The following is a 15871-nucleotide window of genomic DNA, read 5'->3' on the forward strand; positions in this document are numbered from 1 at the left end:
GCGAAGAGGCCGGTACAGGCAACAAAAAAACCACTGCCCACCAGAGGCAGCACCTCAAAAACCGTGAGGCCAATACCGTGATCCAGACCCTGAACCATCTTCCCCACCCCCATGAAGATGCGGCGGCCCTCGCCGCGCATTTCACCGACCTGGCGCCGCCGCTCAATGCCCGGCAAGCCCAACTGGAAGCCTCGCGCTGCCTCTACTGCTACGACGCACCGTGCGTCAACGCGTGCCCCAGCGAGATCGATATCCCGTCGTTCATCCGCAATATCCACACCGAAAACGTCCAGGGCGCCGCGCAGAAGATTCTCTCGGCGAATATCCTCGGCGGCAGTTGCGCCCGGGTCTGCCCGACGGAAATCCTCTGCCAGCAAGCCTGCGTGCGCAACAATGCCGAGGAATGCGCCCCGGTGCTGATCGGCCTGTTGCAGCGTTACGCGGTGGACAACGCGCACTTCAGCGAACACCCGTTCCAGCGCGCCGCGCCCACCGGCAAGCGCATCGCGGTGGTCGGCGCCGGGCCTGCGGGGTTGTCCTGCGCCCATCGCAGCGCCTTGCACGGCCATGACGTGGTGATTTTCGAAGCCCGGGAAAAAGCCGGCGGCCTGAATGAATACGGGATCGCCAAGTACAAGCTGGTGGATGACTTCGCGCAAAAGGAACTGGATTTCCTCCTGCAAATTGGCGGCATCGAGATCCGTCACGGCCAGCGCCTGGGCGACAACCTGACCTTGAGCGAACTGCACCAGCAGTTCGATGCAGTGTTCCTCGGCCTTGGCCTGGCTGCCAGCAAACAGCTCGGCCTGCCACACGAAGACGCCCCCGGCCTGCTCGCCGCCACCGACTACATCCGTGAACTGCGCCAGGCCGACGACCTCAGTCAACTGCCCCTGGCCGACCGTTGCATCGTGCTCGGCGCCGGCAACACGGCCATCGACATGGCGGTGCAAATGGCCCGCCTCGGTGCCCGTGACGTCAACCTGGTGTATCGCCGTGGCCTGGCTGAAATGGGCGCCACCGGCCATGAGCAGGACATCGCCAAGGCCAACCAGGTACGCCTGCTGACCTGGGCCCAGCCCGAAGAAGTGTTGCTCGACGACCAGGGCCATGTGCGCGGCATGCGCTTCGCCCGCACCCGCATGGTCGATGGCCGCCTGCAAGCCACCGGCGAGACCTTCGAACTGGCCGCCGACGCGATCTTCAAGGCCATCGGCCAAGGCTTCGACGACGAGGCGCTGCACGACCCGCTGGCCCACCAACTGCAACGCCAGGGCGATCGGATCTTCGTCAACGAACAGCTGCGCACCAGCATCCCCGGTGTGTACGCCGGCGGCGATTGCGTCAGCCTCGGCCAGGACCTCACCGTCCAGGCCGTGCAACACGGCAAGCTGGCCGCGCAAGCCATGCACGCCCAACTCATGCTGAATGTGGAGGCTGCGTAATGGCCGATCTCTCGATTGTATTCGCCGGTATCAAAGCCCCCAATCCGTTCTGGCTGGCCTCCGCGCCGCCTACCGACAAGGCCTACAACGTGGTCCGCGCCTTTGAAGCAGGCTGGGGCGGCGTGGTCTGGAAAACCCTCGGCGAAGACCCGGCAGCGGTCAACGTCTCATCGCGCTACTCGGCGCACTTTGGCGCCAACCGTGAAGTGCTCGGCATCAACAATATCGAGCTGATTACCGATAGATCCCTGGAGATCAACCTGCGGGAAATCACCCAGGTGAAAAAAGACTGGCCCGACCGCGCACTGATCGTGTCGCTGATGGTGCCGTGTGTTGAAGAATCCTGGAAACACATCCTGCCGCTGGTGGAAGCCACAGGCTGCGACGGCATCGAGCTGAACTTCGGCTGCCCCCACGGCATGCCGGAACGCGGCATGGGCGCGGCGGTGGGCCAGGTGCCGGAGTATGTGGAACAGGTGACGCGCTGGTGCAAGACCTATTGCTCGCTGCCGGTGATCGTCAAGCTCACGCCGAACATCACCGACATACGCGTGGCGGCGCGGGCAGCGTATCGCGGGGGCGCGGATGCGGTGTCGCTGATCAACACCATCAACTCCATCACCAGTGTCGACCTGGAGCGCATGGTCGCCCTGCCGATGGTCGGCACCCAAAGCACCCACGGGGGTTACTGCGGCTCGGCGGTGAAACCCATCGCACTGAACATGGTGGCGGAGATTGCCCGGGACCCACAGACACAAGGCTTGCCGATCTGCGGGATTGGCGGGATTGGCAACTGGCGCGATGCAGCGGAATTCGTTGCGCTGGGCTGCGGCGCGGTGCAGGTGTGCACGGCGGCGATGCTGCATGGGTTTCGGATTGTCGAAGAAATGAAGGACGGGCTGTCGCGGTGGATGGACAGCCAGGGTTACAGCAGCCTGCAGGAATTTTCCGGGCGGGCGGTGGGCAATACGACGGATTGGAAGTACCTGGATATCAATTACCAGGTGATCGCCAAAATTGACCAGGCGGCATGTATTGGCTGTGGGCGTTGCCATATTGCCTGTGAAGATACGTCGCACCAGGCGATTGCCAGCTTGAAGCAGGCAGATGGGACACATAAATACGAGGTGATCGATGATGAGTGCGTGGGGTGCAACCTGTGCCAGATCACCTGCCCGGTGGCGGACTGTATCGAGATGGTGCCGGTGGATACCGGGAAGCCGTTTTTGAACTGGACGCAGGACCCGAGGAACCCCTACCGCGAGGCGGTGTAGCCTGAATGATCGTTCCCACGCTCCGCGTGGGAATGCATCCGTTGACGCTCCGCGTCACGACCTTAAGAGCGGACGCAGAGCGTCCAGGGCGGCACTCCCACGCGGAGCGTGGGAACGATCTAGGGCTCCAACCCGATCCCCCGCAGGATCACACTCGTCACCGTCTGCACCGCCCGCTCAAACTGCATGTCCGACAACGGCTGATGGTCATTCAGGATCTTCACCTGATGATCAAAGTCGGCATAGTGCTGGGTCGACGCCCAGATCATATACAGCAGGCTCGACGGCTCCACCGGCAAAATCCGCTTGTCCTCCACCCACTGGCGAATCTTCGCTTCCTTCATCTTGGCCCAGTCATACAGGCTCACATCCAGCGCCTCCCCCAGGGTTGGCGCGCCGTGGATGATTTCATTCGCCCAGACTTTCGAACCATAAGGCCGGCTGCGGGAATGTTGCATCTTGGCGCGGATGTAGCTACTGAGCACCACCCGCGGGTCGTCGAACATCTCGAAGCACAAGGCGTCCTGCTTCCACACCTCCAGCAGGTCGAACAACACCGCGCTGTACAGCTCGCTCTTGGTACTGAAGTAGTAATGCAGGTTGGAGCGCGGCAGTTGCACTTCTTCAGCGATGTCGGCCATGGCGGTGCTGCCATAGCCCTTCTCGGCGAAGACCTTTTCAGCCGCCAGCAGAATCTTTTCGACGTTGACCCGACGAATACCGATCTTGTGATTGCCCATAAGGGCTCCCTGACAACAACATGGCTTCAAGACTACCATCCGCTCTAGATCGCGGCGACACGCCACTGTGAAACTTCGTACAAGAACCTTCCCCGTCGATAGCGGATTGGTTAGCATCGCCATCCCCTCGAAGGATCATCCCCCATGACTATTCGACAGCGAAGCGCGTGTGACGACCCGGTGCTGGGTGCACTGTGGGAACGCTCGGTGCGCGCCACCCATGACTTTCTCAGCGAAGACGACATCCAGCGCCTGCTGCCCCTGGTACGCGACTGCTACCTGCCGATGCCCGCACTTGAAGTGTGGGTGTACGAAGATACCCAAGGCATTGGCGGCTTCGTCGGCACCGGCGGCAATAATGTCGAGATGCTGTTTATCGACCCGAACCGACGCGGCCAGGGCATCGGTCGCCAGTTGCTGGACTTCGTACGCGCCCGCCACGACACCCTGCGGGTCGACGTGAACGAGCAGAATCCACAGGCCGTGGGTTTCTACCTGCACTATGGTTTTATCCAGACCGGCCGCTCGCCCGTCGATGGCGAAGGCAAGCCCTTCCCCTTGTTGCACATGGCACTACCGAACGACTGACTCTCACCTGAAGGTATTGAACAATGTTGATCAAGAAGACCCTCACCACCGTCGCCCTGCTCGCTTCCCTGCTGGGCGCCTCGGCCGCGTTTGCCCACGCCCACCTGAAAAGCTCGGAGCCTGCCGCCGACAGCAGCGTCGCCGCGCCCAAGGACCTGCGCCTGACGTTCAGCGAAGGCGTTGAAGCGACCTTCACCAAGGTATCCCTGAGCAAGGACGGCACCGAAGTCGCGATCAAGGGCCTGGAAACCCCGGACGCCGACAAGAAAGTATTGGTGGTGACACCGGCCGCACCCTTGGCCGCCGGCACCTACAAAGTGGTGTGGAACGCGGTCTCGGTGGATACCCACAAGAGCAACGGTGAATACAGCTTCAAGGTCGGCCAATAATCCATGGCCACCCTGCTGGTGCTGTGCCGTTTCCTGCATTTCATCGTCGTGCTGTTGATGTTCGGGGCCTGTGTGTTCAGGCCCTGGCTGCTGGGCGCGGGACCGCAACCGGTGCTGGACCGCCAACTGTCGCGCATCACCCAAGGGTTGGCGTGGCTGGCATTGGTGTCGGGGGTGGCGTGGCTGCTGTTGATCAGCGCGAGCATGGCCGGTGTCGGGCTGGGCGCGCTGGAATGGTCGACCGTGCAGTTGGTGCTGGGCAAAACCTTCTTCGGCCAGATCTGGACCTGGCACTTGCTACTGAACGTGCTGCTGGTGCTGGGCCTGATGACGCCGTGGAAGGCGTTGCGCCTGCCGCTCTGTGCATTGCTGCTGGCGACACTTGCACCGGTGGGCCATGGCGCCATGCTCAATGGCATGGCCGGACAGTTGCTGATCCTCAATCAGGTGGTGCACCTGGTGTGTGTCGGTGCCTGGCTGGGCGGCCTGCTCCTGCTGGTGTTGATCCTCAGGCAATCGCCCCGCTATCCGTTGGAGCCGATCCTCAAGCGCTTCAGTGGCATCGGTTATGGCCTGGTGACAGGGCTGCTGGTGACCGGATTGATCAACGTGCGGGTGCTCACCGGGCAGTTCTGGCCGACGCCCTTGTTCACAGGGTTCGCCCTGATCCTGTTGATCAAGGTGCTGCTGGTGTTCGGCATGCTCGCCCTGGCGCTGCTGAACCGCCTGCGGATTCACAACTGTGAGCAGCGGCTGCCTGCCTTGAAGGCCAGCGTGATGATTGAATGGTTACTAGGTGTTTCAGCTGTAGCCGCCGTTTCGCTGCTTGGCACCTTGCCGCCCATGGTTGCAGCGGGATAACTCCTTCCCCACTGACTCCCTTCACGCAGGGAGTCATCGTATAACTTTCGATTGACAACCCCCTGAAACCTCGCAAATATCGTGCTCAATGTTGTACGACAACGTATAACAAAAAATAAAAACAACAAAAAGACAAGGGAGCGTCACTGTGAGCCAACACGTCCGCCATTTCTCCGGCACCACCCGTTTTGCCGCCATCGGTTTGAGCAGCCTGGCCTTTACCCTCCCCGCCACCGCCTCGGCAGAAGGCTTCATCGATGACGCCACCGCCACGCTCAACCTGCGCAACGCCTACTTCAACCGCAACTTCACCAACCCCGCCTACCCCCAGGGCAAGGCCGAGGAGTGGACGCAAAACTTCATTCTCGATGCCAGGTCCGGCTTCACCCAAGGCACCGTCGGTTTCGGCCTGGACGTGCTGGGCCTGTACTCGCAGAAACTCGACGGCGGCAAAGGTACCGCCGGCACCCAACTGCTGCCGACCCGCAGCGATGGCCGCCCTGCCGATAACTTCGGGCGCCTGGGCGTGGCGCTGAAAACCAAGCTGTCGAACACCGAATTGAAAGTCGGCGAATGGATGCCGGTACTGCCGATCCTGCGCTCGGATGACGGCCGCTCACTGCCGCAAACGTTCCGCGGCGGCCAGGTAACGTCCAGGGAAATCGCCGGCCTGACCTTGTATGGCGGCCAGTTTCGCGGCAACAGCCCGCGCAACGACGCGAGCATGGATGACATGTTCCTCAACGGCAAAGCCGCATTCACCTCGGACCGCTTCAACTTCGGCGGCGGCGAATACACCTTCAACGACAAGCGCACCCAGGTTGGCGTGTGGTACGCCGAACTCAGTGACATCTACCAGCAACAGTATTTCAACCTGACCCACAGCCAGCCCGTGGGCGACTGGACCCTGGGCGCCAACCTCGGGTTCTTCACCGGCAAGGAAGACGGCAAGGCCCTGGCCGGCGACCTCGACAACAAAACCGCGTTCGCCCTGCTCTCGGCCAAATACAAAGGCAACAGCTTCTATATCGGCCTGCAGAAACTCACCGGCGACAGCGCCTGGATGCGGGTCAACGGCACCAGCGGCGGCACCCTGGCCAACGACAGCTACAACGCCAGCTACGACAACGCCAAGGAAAAATCCTGGCAGGTGCGGCACGACTTCAACTTCGTGGTACTGGGCATTCCCGGGTTGACCATGATGAACCGCTACATCAGTGGCGATAACGTGCACACCGGGGCGATCACCAATGGCAAGGAGTGGGGCCGTGAGTCGGAACTGGCCTACACGGTACAAAGCGGTCCACTGCGGGACCTGAATGTGCGCTGGCGCAACGCAACGATGCGCCGGGATTTCAGTACCAACGAGTTTGATGAGAACCGGATATTCATCAGTTACCCGCTGTCGTTGTTATAGCGGTTTACAAACAACCGGAAAGGCTTTTGTGGCAAGGGAGATTGCTGTGGGGGGGAGCTTGCCGTGGGGAGGGAGCTTGCTGTGGCGAGGGAGCTTGCTCCCGCTGGAGTGCGAAGCGCTCCCAAGATTTTGGGGCCGCTGCGCAGCCCAGCGGGAGCAAGCTCCCTCGCCACAGCAAGCTCCCTCGCCACAGCAAGCCCTCTTGCCACAGCAAGCCCCCTCGCCACAGGACAGCGATGAGCCTCTATCAACTTCGACCAATAGTGCGTTGACAAGTGTAGGAAACCCTAAGGATACTTCGGATCAGTCATACGACAACCTACAACAATAACGGGATCACCATGACCACCACAACCGCCCCTACCCCGTTCAACCGCTTGCTGCTCACCGGTGCCGCCGGTGGCCTGGGCAAAGTCTTGCGCGAACGCCTGCGTCCTTACGCCAAGGTACTGCGCCTGTCGGATATCGCCGACATGGCCCCGGCCGCTGACGACAGCGAAGAAGTATTGCCTTGCGATCTTTCCGACAAACAAGCCGTGCACCAACTGGTGGAAGGCGTCGATGCGATCCTGCATTTCGGCGGCGTATCGGTGGAACGCTCGTTCGAGGAAGTGCTGGGCGCGAACATCTGCGGGATCTTCCACATCTATGAAGCGGCGCGCCGCCATGGGGTCAAGCGCGTCATCTTCGCCAGCTCCAACCACGTGATCGGCTTCTACAAGCAGGACGAAGCCCTCGACGCCCACTCCCCGCGCCGCCCCGACAGTTACTACGGGCTGTCCAAATCCTACGGCGAGGACATGGCCAGTTTCTACTTCGATCGCTATGGCATCGAGACCGTCAGCATCCGCATCGGCTCCTCGTTCCCGGAACCCCAGAACCGCCGGATGATGCACACCTGGCTGAGCTTCGACGACCTCACCCAACTGCTCGAACGCTCGCTGTACACACCGAATGTCGGGCATACCGTGGTCTACGGCATGTCGGATAACCTCGATGTGTGGTGGGACAACCGCTTCGCCGCGCACCTGGGCTTCACCCCGCGGGACTCTTCCGAAGTATTCCGCAAACAGGTGGAAGCCCAGCCGATGCCCGCTGCCGACGACCCGGCGCGGGTGTACCAGGGGGGCGCGTTTTGCGCCGCCGGCCCGTTCGGTGACTGACCACAGACCAACCCAAGGGAATGAGTGGCCATGCAAGCAGAACTGATTGTCGACGCCCGCAACGCCGTGGGTGAATGCCCGGTGTGGGTACCCGGGGAAAACGCCCTGTACTGGGTGGATATTCCCACAGGCGAACTGCAACGCTGGAACGCCACCAGCGGCCAGGCGCAGGCCTGGAAAGCTCCGCAGATGCTTGCCTGCATCGCCCGCACCTCAGCGGGCGATTGGGTCGCGGGCATGCAAACCGGGTTTTTCCGGCTGACGCCCCACAACGATGGCAGGCTCGACACTGCGCCCCTGGCCAGCGTCGAGCACGCCCGCCCGGACATGCGCCTGAACGATGGCCGCTGTGATCGCCAGGGCCGGTTCTGGGCCGGCAGCATGGTGCTGAACATGGCCGAGAATGCGGCCGACGGTGCACTGTACCGCTACGAAACAGGCCGGGCGGTTCACACCGCACTCAACGGTTTCATCACCCCCAACGGCCTGGCCTTCAGCCCGGACGGGCGCACGATGTACCTCTCGGATTCGCACCCGTTGGTCCAGCAGGTCTGGGCCTTCGACTACGACATCGACAGCGGCACGCCGTCCAATCGGCGGCTGTTTGTGGATATGCACCAGTTCCTCGGCCGCCCCGACGGAGCCGCCGTGGATGCCGAAGGTTGCTACTGGATCTGCGCCAACGATGCCGGGCTGGTCCACCGCTTTACCCCCGACGGCCGTCTCGACCGCTCACTGGCCGTGCCGGTGAAAAAACCCACCATGTGCGCCTTCGGTGGCAGCCGCCTGGACACCCTGTTCGTCACCTCGATCCGCGACGACCACAGTGCCCAGTCGCTGGCCGGCGGCGTGTTTGCCCTCAACCCCGGGGTCACCGGATTGCCGGAGCCCACCTTCATCCTCTAGCTGCATCGCTGTGCCTTGAATAAAACAATAACAAGACTGGAGAGACACCCCATGGACTTCAAACGCACTTTGCTCCTCGCCGCACTCCCCTTCACCTTCGTCTTCGCCGGTGCCGCCCACGCGCTGGAAATCAAATTCGCCGACATCCACCCCGCCGGCTACCCCACCGTCGTCGCCGAAGAACAGCTGGGTAAAACCCTGGTGGCCGAAAGCAACGGCGGCCTGACCTTCAAGATGTTCCCCGGCGGCGTGCTGGGCTCGGAAAAGGAAGTGGTGGAACAGGCCCAGGTCGGCGCGATCCAGATGGCCCGGGTCAGCCTCGGCATCGTCGGCCCGGTGGTGCCGGACGTGAACGTGTTCAACATGCCGTTCGTATTCCGCGACCAGGTGCATATGCGCAAGGTCATCGACGGCGAGATCGGCGATGAAATCCTCGCCAAGATCACCGACTCCGAATTCAACCTGGTGGCGCTGGCCTGGATGGACGGCGGCACGCGCAACCTCTACACCAAGAAACCGGTGCGCAAGATCGAAGACCTCAAGGGCATGAAGATCCGCGTGCAGGGCAACCCGATCTTCATCGAAACCATCAACGCCATGGGCGGCAACGGCATTGCCATGGACACCGGCGAGATCTTCAGCGCCCTGCAGACCGGCGTGATTGACGGCGCGGAAAACAACCCGCCCACCCTGCTGGAACACAACCACTACCAGAACGCCAAGTTCTACAGCCTGACCGGCCACCTGATTCTGCCCGAGCCCATCGTGATGTCGAAAATCACCTGGAACAAGCTCACCCCCGAGCAACAGGTGCTGGTGAAGAACACCGCCAAAGCCGCGCAGATCCAGGAGCGCGAGCTGTGGGACGCCAAGTCTGCCAGCAGTGAAGCCAAGCTCAAGGCCGCCGGTGTGGAGTTCATCGACATCGACAAGAAACCGTTCTATGAGGCCACCGCTTCGATCCGCGACAAGTACGGCGCGCCCTACGCCGAACTGATCAAGCGCATCGAAGCCGTCGAGTAACCCTCCTTCCCCTCATAGATAAGGCCCGGCGCGGTCGGCATCGACGCGCCCGGTTACGGTGAACGCCATGAAGAATTTACTGCTGCGCATCAACGACCGCATTTACATGAGCTGCATCTGGATCGCCGGCCTCGCCGTTCTTGGCGTCGCGCTGATCATTCCCTGGGGCATCTTCGCCCGCTACGTGCTCGGCACCGGCTCCAGCTGGCCGGAGCCCACCGCTATCCTGCTGATGCTGGTGTTCACCTTTGTCGGCGCCGCCGCCAGTTACCGCGCCGGGGCGCACATGTCGGTGGCCATGGTCACCGACCGCCTGCCGCCCGGCCAACGCCGAATCGTCGGCATCGTCTCACAATTGCTGATGGCAACCATCTGCCTGTTCATGACGATCTGGGGCAGCAAATTGTGCCTGTCGACCTGGAACCAGTTCATGAGCGCCATGCCGACCTTGCGGGTGGGCATCACCTATATGCCGATCCCGATCGGTGGCTTGCTGACCCTGGTTTTTGTGCTGGAAAAACTCCTGCTGGGTGACCAGAGCAATCGTCGGGTCGTGCGCTTCGACCTGGTTGAAGAAAGTGAAGGGGCTGCCTGAATGGACGCATTGATTCTGTTGGGCAGCTTTATCGCCCTGATCCTGATTGGCATGCCGGTGGCCTACGCCCTGGGGCTTTCTGCGCTGATCGGCGCGTGGTGGATCGACATTCCGTTCCAGGCCCTGATGATTCAGGTGGCCGGCGGGGTGAACAAGTTTTCGCTGATGGCGATTCCGTTCTTCGTGCTGGCCGGGGCGATCATGGCCGAGGGCGGCATGTCGCGCCGGCTGGTGGCGTTTGCCGGGGTGCTGGTGGGCTTTGTGCGCGGCGGCCTGTCCCTGGTGAACATCATGGCCTCGACGTTTTTTGGCGCGATCTCCGGCTCGTCGGTGGCCGATACTGCGTCTGTCGGTTCGGTGCTGATTCCGGAAATGGAACGCCAGGGCTATCCCCGTGAATTCGCCACCGCCGTCACCGTGAGCGGCTCGGTACAAGCCTTGCTGACGCCTCCGAGCCACAACTCGGTGCTCTACTCCCTGGCGGCGGGCGGCACCGTGTCCATCGCCTCGCTGTTCATGGCCGGCGTGGTCCCGGGCCTGCTGATGAGCGCCTGCCTGATGGTGCTGTGCCTGATCTTCGCGAAAAAGCGCAACTACCCCAAAGGCGAAGTGATCCCCCTGAAACAGGCACTGAAAATCTGCGCCGACGCATTGTGGGGCCTGATGGCCATGGTGATCATTCTTGGCGGGATTCTGTCGGGCATCTTCACCGCCACCGAGTCGGCGGCGATTGCGGTGTTGTGGGCGTTCTTCGTGACCATGTTCATCTACCGCGACTACAAATGGAGCGAGCTGCCCAAGCTGATGCACCGCACGGTGCGCACGATCTCCATCGTGATGATCCTGATCGCGTTCGCCGCCAGCTTCGGCTACATCATGACCCTGATGCAGATCCCGGCGAAGATCACCACGATGTTCCTGACCCTGTCGGACAACCGCTACGTGATCCTGATGTGCATCAACGCCATGCTGCTGTTGCTGGGTACGGTGATGGACATGGCGCCGCTGATTTTGATCCTCACGCCAATCCTGATGCCGGTGATTCTCGGTATCGGCGTCGACCCGGTGCAGTTCGGCATGATCATGCTGGTGAACCTCGGCATCGGCCTGATCACTCCGCCAGTGGGCGCAGTGCTGTTTGTGGGGGCGGCGGTGGGCAAGGTCAGCATCGAGAAGACCGTGAAGGCACTGCTGCCGTTTTATGGCGTACTGTTTTTGGTGCTGCTGGCCGTGACCTACATTCCGGCGTTGTCGTTGTGGTTGCCTGGGCTGGTGTTATGAACTGATCGTTCCCACGCTCTGCGTGGGAACGCCGCCATGGACGCTCTGCGTCCGCTCTTAAAACCTTGACGCAGAGCGTCACAGGATGAATTCCCACGCAGAGCGTGGGAACGATCAAGGGTGCGCTGATGCTTGAACTCGAAGACAACCTCACCCACCTGACGCTGGCGCCAGCGTTGGGTGGCAGCCTCGTCAACTGGACCGTGCGCAGCAGCGGCCAACCCTTGCTGCGCCCTACTGATCAACACGCACTGGGCACCGGTTTGCCGGGCAAGCTGGGGTGTTTCCCACTGGCGCCCTGGTCGAACCGGGTGGCCGAAGGTGGCTTCGATACCCCATCAGGATGGTTGGGACTTGAGCCCAACAGCCCGCTGGACCCGCTGCCGATTCATGGCAGCGCCTGGCAACAGGTGTGGCAGGTGGTCAGCCAGACGGCAGACGAAGTGGTGTTGCAACTGGACAGCAGCACACCCTTTGCGTATCGCGCCGAGCAGCGAGTTCAGTTGAAGGACGGCAAGTTGAGCATCACCTTGCGCGTCACGCACCTGGCAGAAAACGCAGCGTGGCATGGCCTGGGATTGCATCCGTATCTGCCCCGCAGGCCTGGCACACAATTGCAGGCCAAGGCTTCGCAGGTATGGATGAGTGATGCGGCGAAATTGCCGACGGGCCTGGCTGCCGTGCCCGCCGAGTGGGATTTTCAACGGCTCAAGTCGTTGCCCGAGGCGCTGGTGGATAACGGTTTTGGCCAATGGGACGGGCGCTGCGTCATCCAGCAGCCAGACCTGGGTTACACCCTGGAATGCCAGGCCACCGGCAGCGACTATTACCTGCTGTATTGCCCGCCGGGGCTGGATTTTTTCTGCTTCGAGCCGGTGAGTCATCCGGTGAATGCCCATCACCTGCCGGGCAGGCCGGGATTGAAGCTGTTGGAACAAGGCCAGTCGGCAGAACTCAGTTTCAGCCTGCAATACAAAACCCTCTAACAACACAAAACCCATGTGGGAGCGGGCTTGCTCGCGAATGCGGTGGATCAGGCAGTACATCTGCGACTGATACTCCGTATTCGCGAGCAAGCCCGCTCCCACATTTTGATCTCCAGTGTGTCAGGGAGGAGTGTTTTTTAAACGCCCCGCCGTGTCGATACTCACCACCACCGATAACCCCGGTCGCAGCCGTTCACTCTGCTCCTGCCCCGGATCCACGGTAATCCGCACCGGCACCCGCTGGGCGATCTTGACGAAGTTGCCGGTGGCGTTATCCGCCTGCAACAGGCTGAACTCCGACCCGGTCGCCGGGGAAATGCGCTGCACCGTGCCGTGAAACTTGCGGTGGTCCAGGGCATCCACGGTAAAGGTCACCGGCTGGCCGACCTGCACGTTGTCCATCTGGGTTTCTTTCATGTTGGCAATCACCCACAGCTGGTTCGGCACCAGCGCCATCAACTGTGCGCCGCTGTTGACGTAAGCCCCGAGGCGCACGCCAATCTGCCCCAGTTGCCCGTCACGCGGGGCGATGATGCGGGTGTTCGACAGGTCGATACGTGCCAGTTCCACCGCCGCATCGGCACTGGCCACCGCCGCCTCCAGCGAACCGCGATTGACGATCACTGTCTGCAAATCCTGCCGGGCGATTTCCAGGTTGGCCTGGGCCTGGGCCACGGCTGCGATGGTTTGCGCATTGGCGGCGCGGGTCACGTCCAGCTCGCGTTTGGACACCGACCCATCGCTGATCAACTCCTCATTGCGGCGCAAATCCGCGGTGCTTTTGCGGGCCTGGGCCTGGCTGTCCATCAAGGCCGCCTGACGCAGCTTGATGGTCGCCTCAGCGCTGTTGCGTTGCTGCACCACATTGGCCAGGGACGCCTGCTGCACCGCCAGTTGCGCCTGGGCCTGATCAAGGCGCTGCTTGTAGATACGGTCATCGAGGCGCACCAGCAAATCCCCGGCCTTGACGTACTGGAAGTCCGTCACCGGCACTTCATACACGTAGCCGCTGAGCTGCGGCCCGATGATCGTCACCTGGCCGCGCACCAGGGCGTTTTCGGTGGTTTCCACGGCGCTGCTGAAGGGCGGCAACTGCCAGGCGTAGAGCACGATCAGCACGCCGATAATCGCAATCGCGGCAAAGCCCATGGAAGAGATGATGCGCACCCGCAAGGAGCGCGGTTCGGTGGCCGGCATGCTCGGCGGCGCGGTGCCTTCCGGCGTGGAAGCGATGGCGTTGGTGGTGGTCGTCGTCGGTTCGGTCATGAAGAAAGTGCGCCGCTGGGTTGAACGGGAGGCGCTGCACTGGCGGCAGCTTTAGTGGTACTCATCAGCCAGAGGCTGCGGATAAAGATCCAGATCATGGTGAGTATGGCGATGATCGCGATCAGCATGAACACATCGTTGTAGGCCATCACATTCGCCTCGCGGGTGGCGGCCGTGGCCAGGCTGCGAATGCCCATGAGGTTGCGCAGCTCGGGGTCGGCGATCACCCCGGCATAGGCCGAGCCGCCGCTGGCCACCCGTGCGGCCACACGCGGGTCGAGCAGGGTCAGGTGTTCGACGATCATGCTGGAATGGAATTTCTCCCGCACGATCTGGAACGTACCGAGCAATGCCGCACCGATCAGGCCGCCGAGGTTCTGGCAGATCCCGAACAGCACCGAGAAACTCACCAGGTTCCTGGGGTTGGTCAGTACGTTCTTCGTGCCCAGGACCATGGTCGGCCCGAGGAAGAACGTGCCGCCAAAGCCTAGCAGGAACTGGCTGATGTACATGTTTTGCGGACGCGTGAGGTTGCTGGAGAAACTGTCCATCACCGAGCCCACGGCCATGAAGGCCAGGGAGATGATCAGCGGCATCAGCAAATGCGCGGGGTTGATGGTCAGCGCGCTCACGGCCAGGCCGGCAATCGCCCCCGCCAGCATCACCCAATACAGCGTGCGCATCTGCTCGTTGCTCATGTTCAGCATCTGCATGAAGCCCACGGCGCCGGTGGACTGCTCCGAGAGCACCATGCGAATCAGCACCACCGCCAGCGCCAGGCGAATCATCGCCCCGCTGCCCAGCCAGCGGGTCATCAGCAACGGGTTGGAGCGGTTATGCTCGATGGCCAGGCCGGCCATGATCAGCACCAGCGAGCAGGCCGAGGCGATACCGATCCACGGCGCTTCCAGCCACCAGTCGATACGGCCCAGGGAAAGCACCGCGCAGAGCAAGGCGACGCCGGTGGCGAGGATGGCGAAGGTCAGGAAGTCGAGTTTTTCGAAGGTCTTGAAGCGGTCGCCCGGTGGCAGCTTGAGCAGGAACACACAGCCCAGGCAGGTCAGCGCCATGCCCAGTTCGAACAGGTACAGGCCGCGCCATTCGGCGATTTGCAGCAGGTCTTCGGAGAACAGTCGGGCCAGGGGCAACGCCAATTGCGCGGTGCCCAGGCCGAGCACCAGGGCTTTCATCCGCCACTTTGCGGGAAAGGCCTGGATCATGTAGTAAAGGCCCAGGGAACTGAGGGCGGCGCCGACCATGCCGTGGGCCGCGCGTACGGCGATGGCCGAGCTGAGGTCGTTGACGAACAGGTGGCCGAAGGTGACCAAGGCGTAGAGCACCAGGAACACTTCGGTGAACGCACGCAGGCCGAATTGCTGGCGGAATTTTACCAGCAGCAGGTTCATGGAGACGTTGGTCATGACGTAGGCGGCGGGGAGCCAGGCCATCTCGGCCGTCGTCGCGCCCAGGGCGCCCTGGAGGTACACAAGGTTGGCGATCACCAGCGAGTTGCCGAGGCCACCGGTGATTGCCACGAGTACGCCGACGAGGGCGTAGGCCCAGCGCTTGCGGGTGGAATGCAGCGGCGTCGACGGCGAGCCCGGCAGGCTCGGGCGCTCGTGGGGCTGCCAGGTGTGGGGGGTGTATTTGTCCATTCGGTGGCCTTGATGACCGGCGTTTGGGGCCGGTGGAACGGTTACTCAGGGAGTAGTAAACCTGAGTGGAGTTCAACTTGCCATCTTGGGAGGGATTTGGGCGGTTGGGGTGCATATCCGTTGCTGCGGTAACGGCTGCTTATGGTTCCGCTCTTACAGCGGCTCACTTCTTAACAGCGCAAAAGTAAGCAAAACGCTCTTGCCCCACCACTCGGCACCTCGCTAATGCTCGGTGTGCCCGCACTCCGGCCAGCGTGGTTAACGGGGCGCCTAAGATCAAGA

15 protein-coding genes are annotated in these 15871 nt (G+C 62.1%); 12 read left to right on the top strand and 3 right to left on the bottom strand.

Features of this window, described 5'->3' with window-relative positions; genetic code table 11:
- The first annotated feature begins 77 nt into the window (after positions 1 to 77).
- Together C0058_RS21730 and preA are read left to right on the top strand one after the other, a co-directional pair.
- Complete coding sequence (locus tag C0058_RS21730; protein ID WP_087694481.1) at positions 78 to 1445, top strand: NAD(P)-dependent oxidoreductase; 1368 nt, start codon at positions 78 to 80, stop codon at positions 1443 to 1445.
- Positions 1445 to 2719 carry an NAD-dependent dihydropyrimidine dehydrogenase subunit PreA gene (gene preA, locus C0058_RS21735; RefSeq protein WP_003207829.1) on the top strand — a complete coding sequence of 425 codons (1275 nt, stop codon included), beginning with the start codon at positions 1445 to 1447 and terminating at the stop codon, positions 2717 to 2719. Before C0058_RS21730 ends, preA begins: the two co-directional genes overlap by 1 nt.
- 119 nt (positions 2720 to 2838) lie before the next feature.
- Here preA and C0058_RS21740 read toward each other — a convergent pair whose 3' ends face one another.
- A complete protein-coding gene (locus C0058_RS21740; RefSeq protein WP_003207828.1) occupies positions 2839 to 3459 on the bottom strand; it encodes a TetR/AcrR family transcriptional regulator in 621 nt (206 codons plus the stop codon).
- A 144-nt stretch (positions 3460 to 3603) separates the two neighbouring features.
- Here C0058_RS21740 and C0058_RS21745 point away from each other — a divergent pair, with 144 nt between their 5' ends.
- The 10 genes from C0058_RS21745 (at position 3604) to C0058_RS21790 (ending at position 12668) form a co-directional block, all read left to right on the top strand.
- Complete coding sequence (locus tag C0058_RS21745; RefSeq protein WP_003207827.1) at positions 3604 to 4047, top strand: GNAT family N-acetyltransferase; 444 nt, start codon at positions 3604 to 3606, stop codon at positions 4045 to 4047.
- A 23-nt stretch (positions 4048 to 4070) separates the two neighbouring features.
- Positions 4071 to 4436: a copper homeostasis periplasmic binding protein CopC gene (copC, locus tag C0058_RS21750; protein WP_003207825.1), complete on the top strand. Its 366-nt coding sequence runs from the start codon at positions 4071 to 4073 to the stop codon at positions 4434 to 4436.
- 3 nt (positions 4437 to 4439) lie between these two features.
- Positions 4440 to 5297, top strand: a complete 858-nt coding sequence (gene copD, locus C0058_RS21755) for a copper homeostasis membrane protein CopD (protein WP_102369546.1) — start codon at positions 4440 to 4442, stop codon at positions 5295 to 5297.
- Positions 5298 to 5445: 148 nt separating this feature from the next.
- Positions 5446 to 6714 carry an OprD family porin gene (locus C0058_RS21760; protein WP_102369547.1) on the top strand — a complete coding sequence of 423 codons (1269 nt, stop codon included), beginning with the start codon at positions 5446 to 5448 and terminating at the stop codon, positions 6712 to 6714.
- A gap of 341 nt (positions 6715 to 7055) precedes the next feature.
- Positions 7056 to 7877, top strand: a complete 822-nt coding sequence (locus tag C0058_RS21765) for an NAD(P)-dependent oxidoreductase (protein WP_003207819.1) — start codon at positions 7056 to 7058, stop codon at positions 7875 to 7877.
- A gap of 30 nt (positions 7878 to 7907) precedes the next feature.
- Positions 7908 to 8783 carry an SMP-30/gluconolactonase/LRE family protein gene (locus C0058_RS21770; protein WP_003207816.1) on the top strand — a complete coding sequence of 292 codons (876 nt, stop codon included), beginning with the start codon at positions 7908 to 7910 and terminating at the stop codon, positions 8781 to 8783.
- Positions 8784 to 8834: 51 nt separating this feature from the next.
- The gene (locus C0058_RS21775) at positions 8835 to 9806 is read left to right on the top strand and encodes a TRAP transporter substrate-binding protein (RefSeq protein WP_102369548.1); all 972 of its coding nucleotides are present in this window, start codon (positions 8835 to 8837) and stop codon (positions 9804 to 9806) included.
- Between the two features lie 67 nt (positions 9807 to 9873).
- Complete coding sequence (locus tag C0058_RS21780; RefSeq protein ID WP_003207813.1) at positions 9874 to 10401, top strand: TRAP transporter small permease; 528 nt, start codon at positions 9874 to 9876, stop codon at positions 10399 to 10401.
- Complete coding sequence (locus C0058_RS21785) at positions 10402 to 11682, top strand: TRAP transporter large permease (protein ID WP_102369549.1); 1281 nt, start codon at positions 10402 to 10404, stop codon at positions 11680 to 11682.
- Positions 11683 to 11810: 128 nt separating this feature from the next.
- Positions 11811 to 12668 (top strand): aldose 1-epimerase, encoded by an 858-nt coding sequence (locus tag C0058_RS21790; protein ID WP_102369550.1) that lies wholly within the window; start codon positions 11811 to 11813, stop codon positions 12666 to 12668.
- Positions 12669 to 12788: 120 nt separating this feature from the next.
- Here C0058_RS21790 and C0058_RS21800 read toward each other — a convergent pair whose 3' ends face one another.
- Entirely contained in the window at positions 12789 to 13934 is a 1146-nt protein-coding gene (locus tag C0058_RS21800) for an HlyD family secretion protein (protein WP_003207807.1), read from the bottom strand.
- Complete coding sequence (locus C0058_RS21805) at positions 13931 to 15589, bottom strand: MFS transporter (protein WP_102369551.1); 1659 nt, start codon at positions 15587 to 15589, stop codon at positions 13931 to 13933. Before C0058_RS21805 ends, C0058_RS21800 begins: the two co-directional genes overlap by 4 nt.
- Positions 15590 to 15871: the final 282 nt, after the last annotated feature.

It is taken from the genome of Pseudomonas sp. NC02 (assembly GCF_002874965.1).
GTDB lineage: Bacteria > Pseudomonadota > Gammaproteobacteria > Pseudomonadales > Pseudomonadaceae > Aquipseudomonas.

Coding starts and splice junctions, on each gene's coding strand:
- preA (WP_003207829.1), top strand. CDS start 1,445: ATGGCCGATCTCTCGATTGTATTCGCCGGTATCAAAGCCCCCAATCCG.
- C0058_RS21740 (WP_003207828.1), bottom strand. CDS start 3,459: ATGGGCAATCACAAGATCGGTATTCGTCGGGTCAACGTCGAAAAGATT.
- C0058_RS21745 (WP_003207827.1), top strand. CDS start 3,604: ATGACTATTCGACAGCGAAGCGCGTGTGACGACCCGGTGCTGGGTGCA.
- copC (WP_003207825.1), top strand. CDS start 4,071: ATGTTGATCAAGAAGACCCTCACCACCGTCGCCCTGCTCGCTTCCCTG.
- copD (WP_102369546.1), top strand. CDS start 4,440: ATGGCCACCCTGCTGGTGCTGTGCCGTTTCCTGCATTTCATCGTCGTG.
- C0058_RS21765 (WP_003207819.1), top strand. CDS start 7,056: ATGACCACCACAACCGCCCCTACCCCGTTCAACCGCTTGCTGCTCACC.
- C0058_RS21770 (WP_003207816.1), top strand. CDS start 7,908: ATGCAAGCAGAACTGATTGTCGACGCCCGCAACGCCGTGGGTGAATGC.
- C0058_RS21775 (WP_102369548.1), top strand. CDS start 8,835: ATGGACTTCAAACGCACTTTGCTCCTCGCCGCACTCCCCTTCACCTTC.
- C0058_RS21780 (WP_003207813.1), top strand. CDS start 9,874: ATGAAGAATTTACTGCTGCGCATCAACGACCGCATTTACATGAGCTGC.
- C0058_RS21785 (WP_102369549.1), top strand. CDS start 10,402: ATGGACGCATTGATTCTGTTGGGCAGCTTTATCGCCCTGATCCTGATT.
- C0058_RS21790 (WP_102369550.1), top strand. CDS start 11,811: ATGCTTGAACTCGAAGACAACCTCACCCACCTGACGCTGGCGCCAGCG.
- C0058_RS21800 (WP_003207807.1), bottom strand. CDS start 13,934: ATGACCGAACCGACGACGACCACCACCAACGCCATCGCTTCCACGCCG.
- C0058_RS21805 (WP_102369551.1), bottom strand. CDS start 15,589: ATGGACAAATACACCCCCCACACCTGGCAGCCCCACGAGCGCCCGAGC.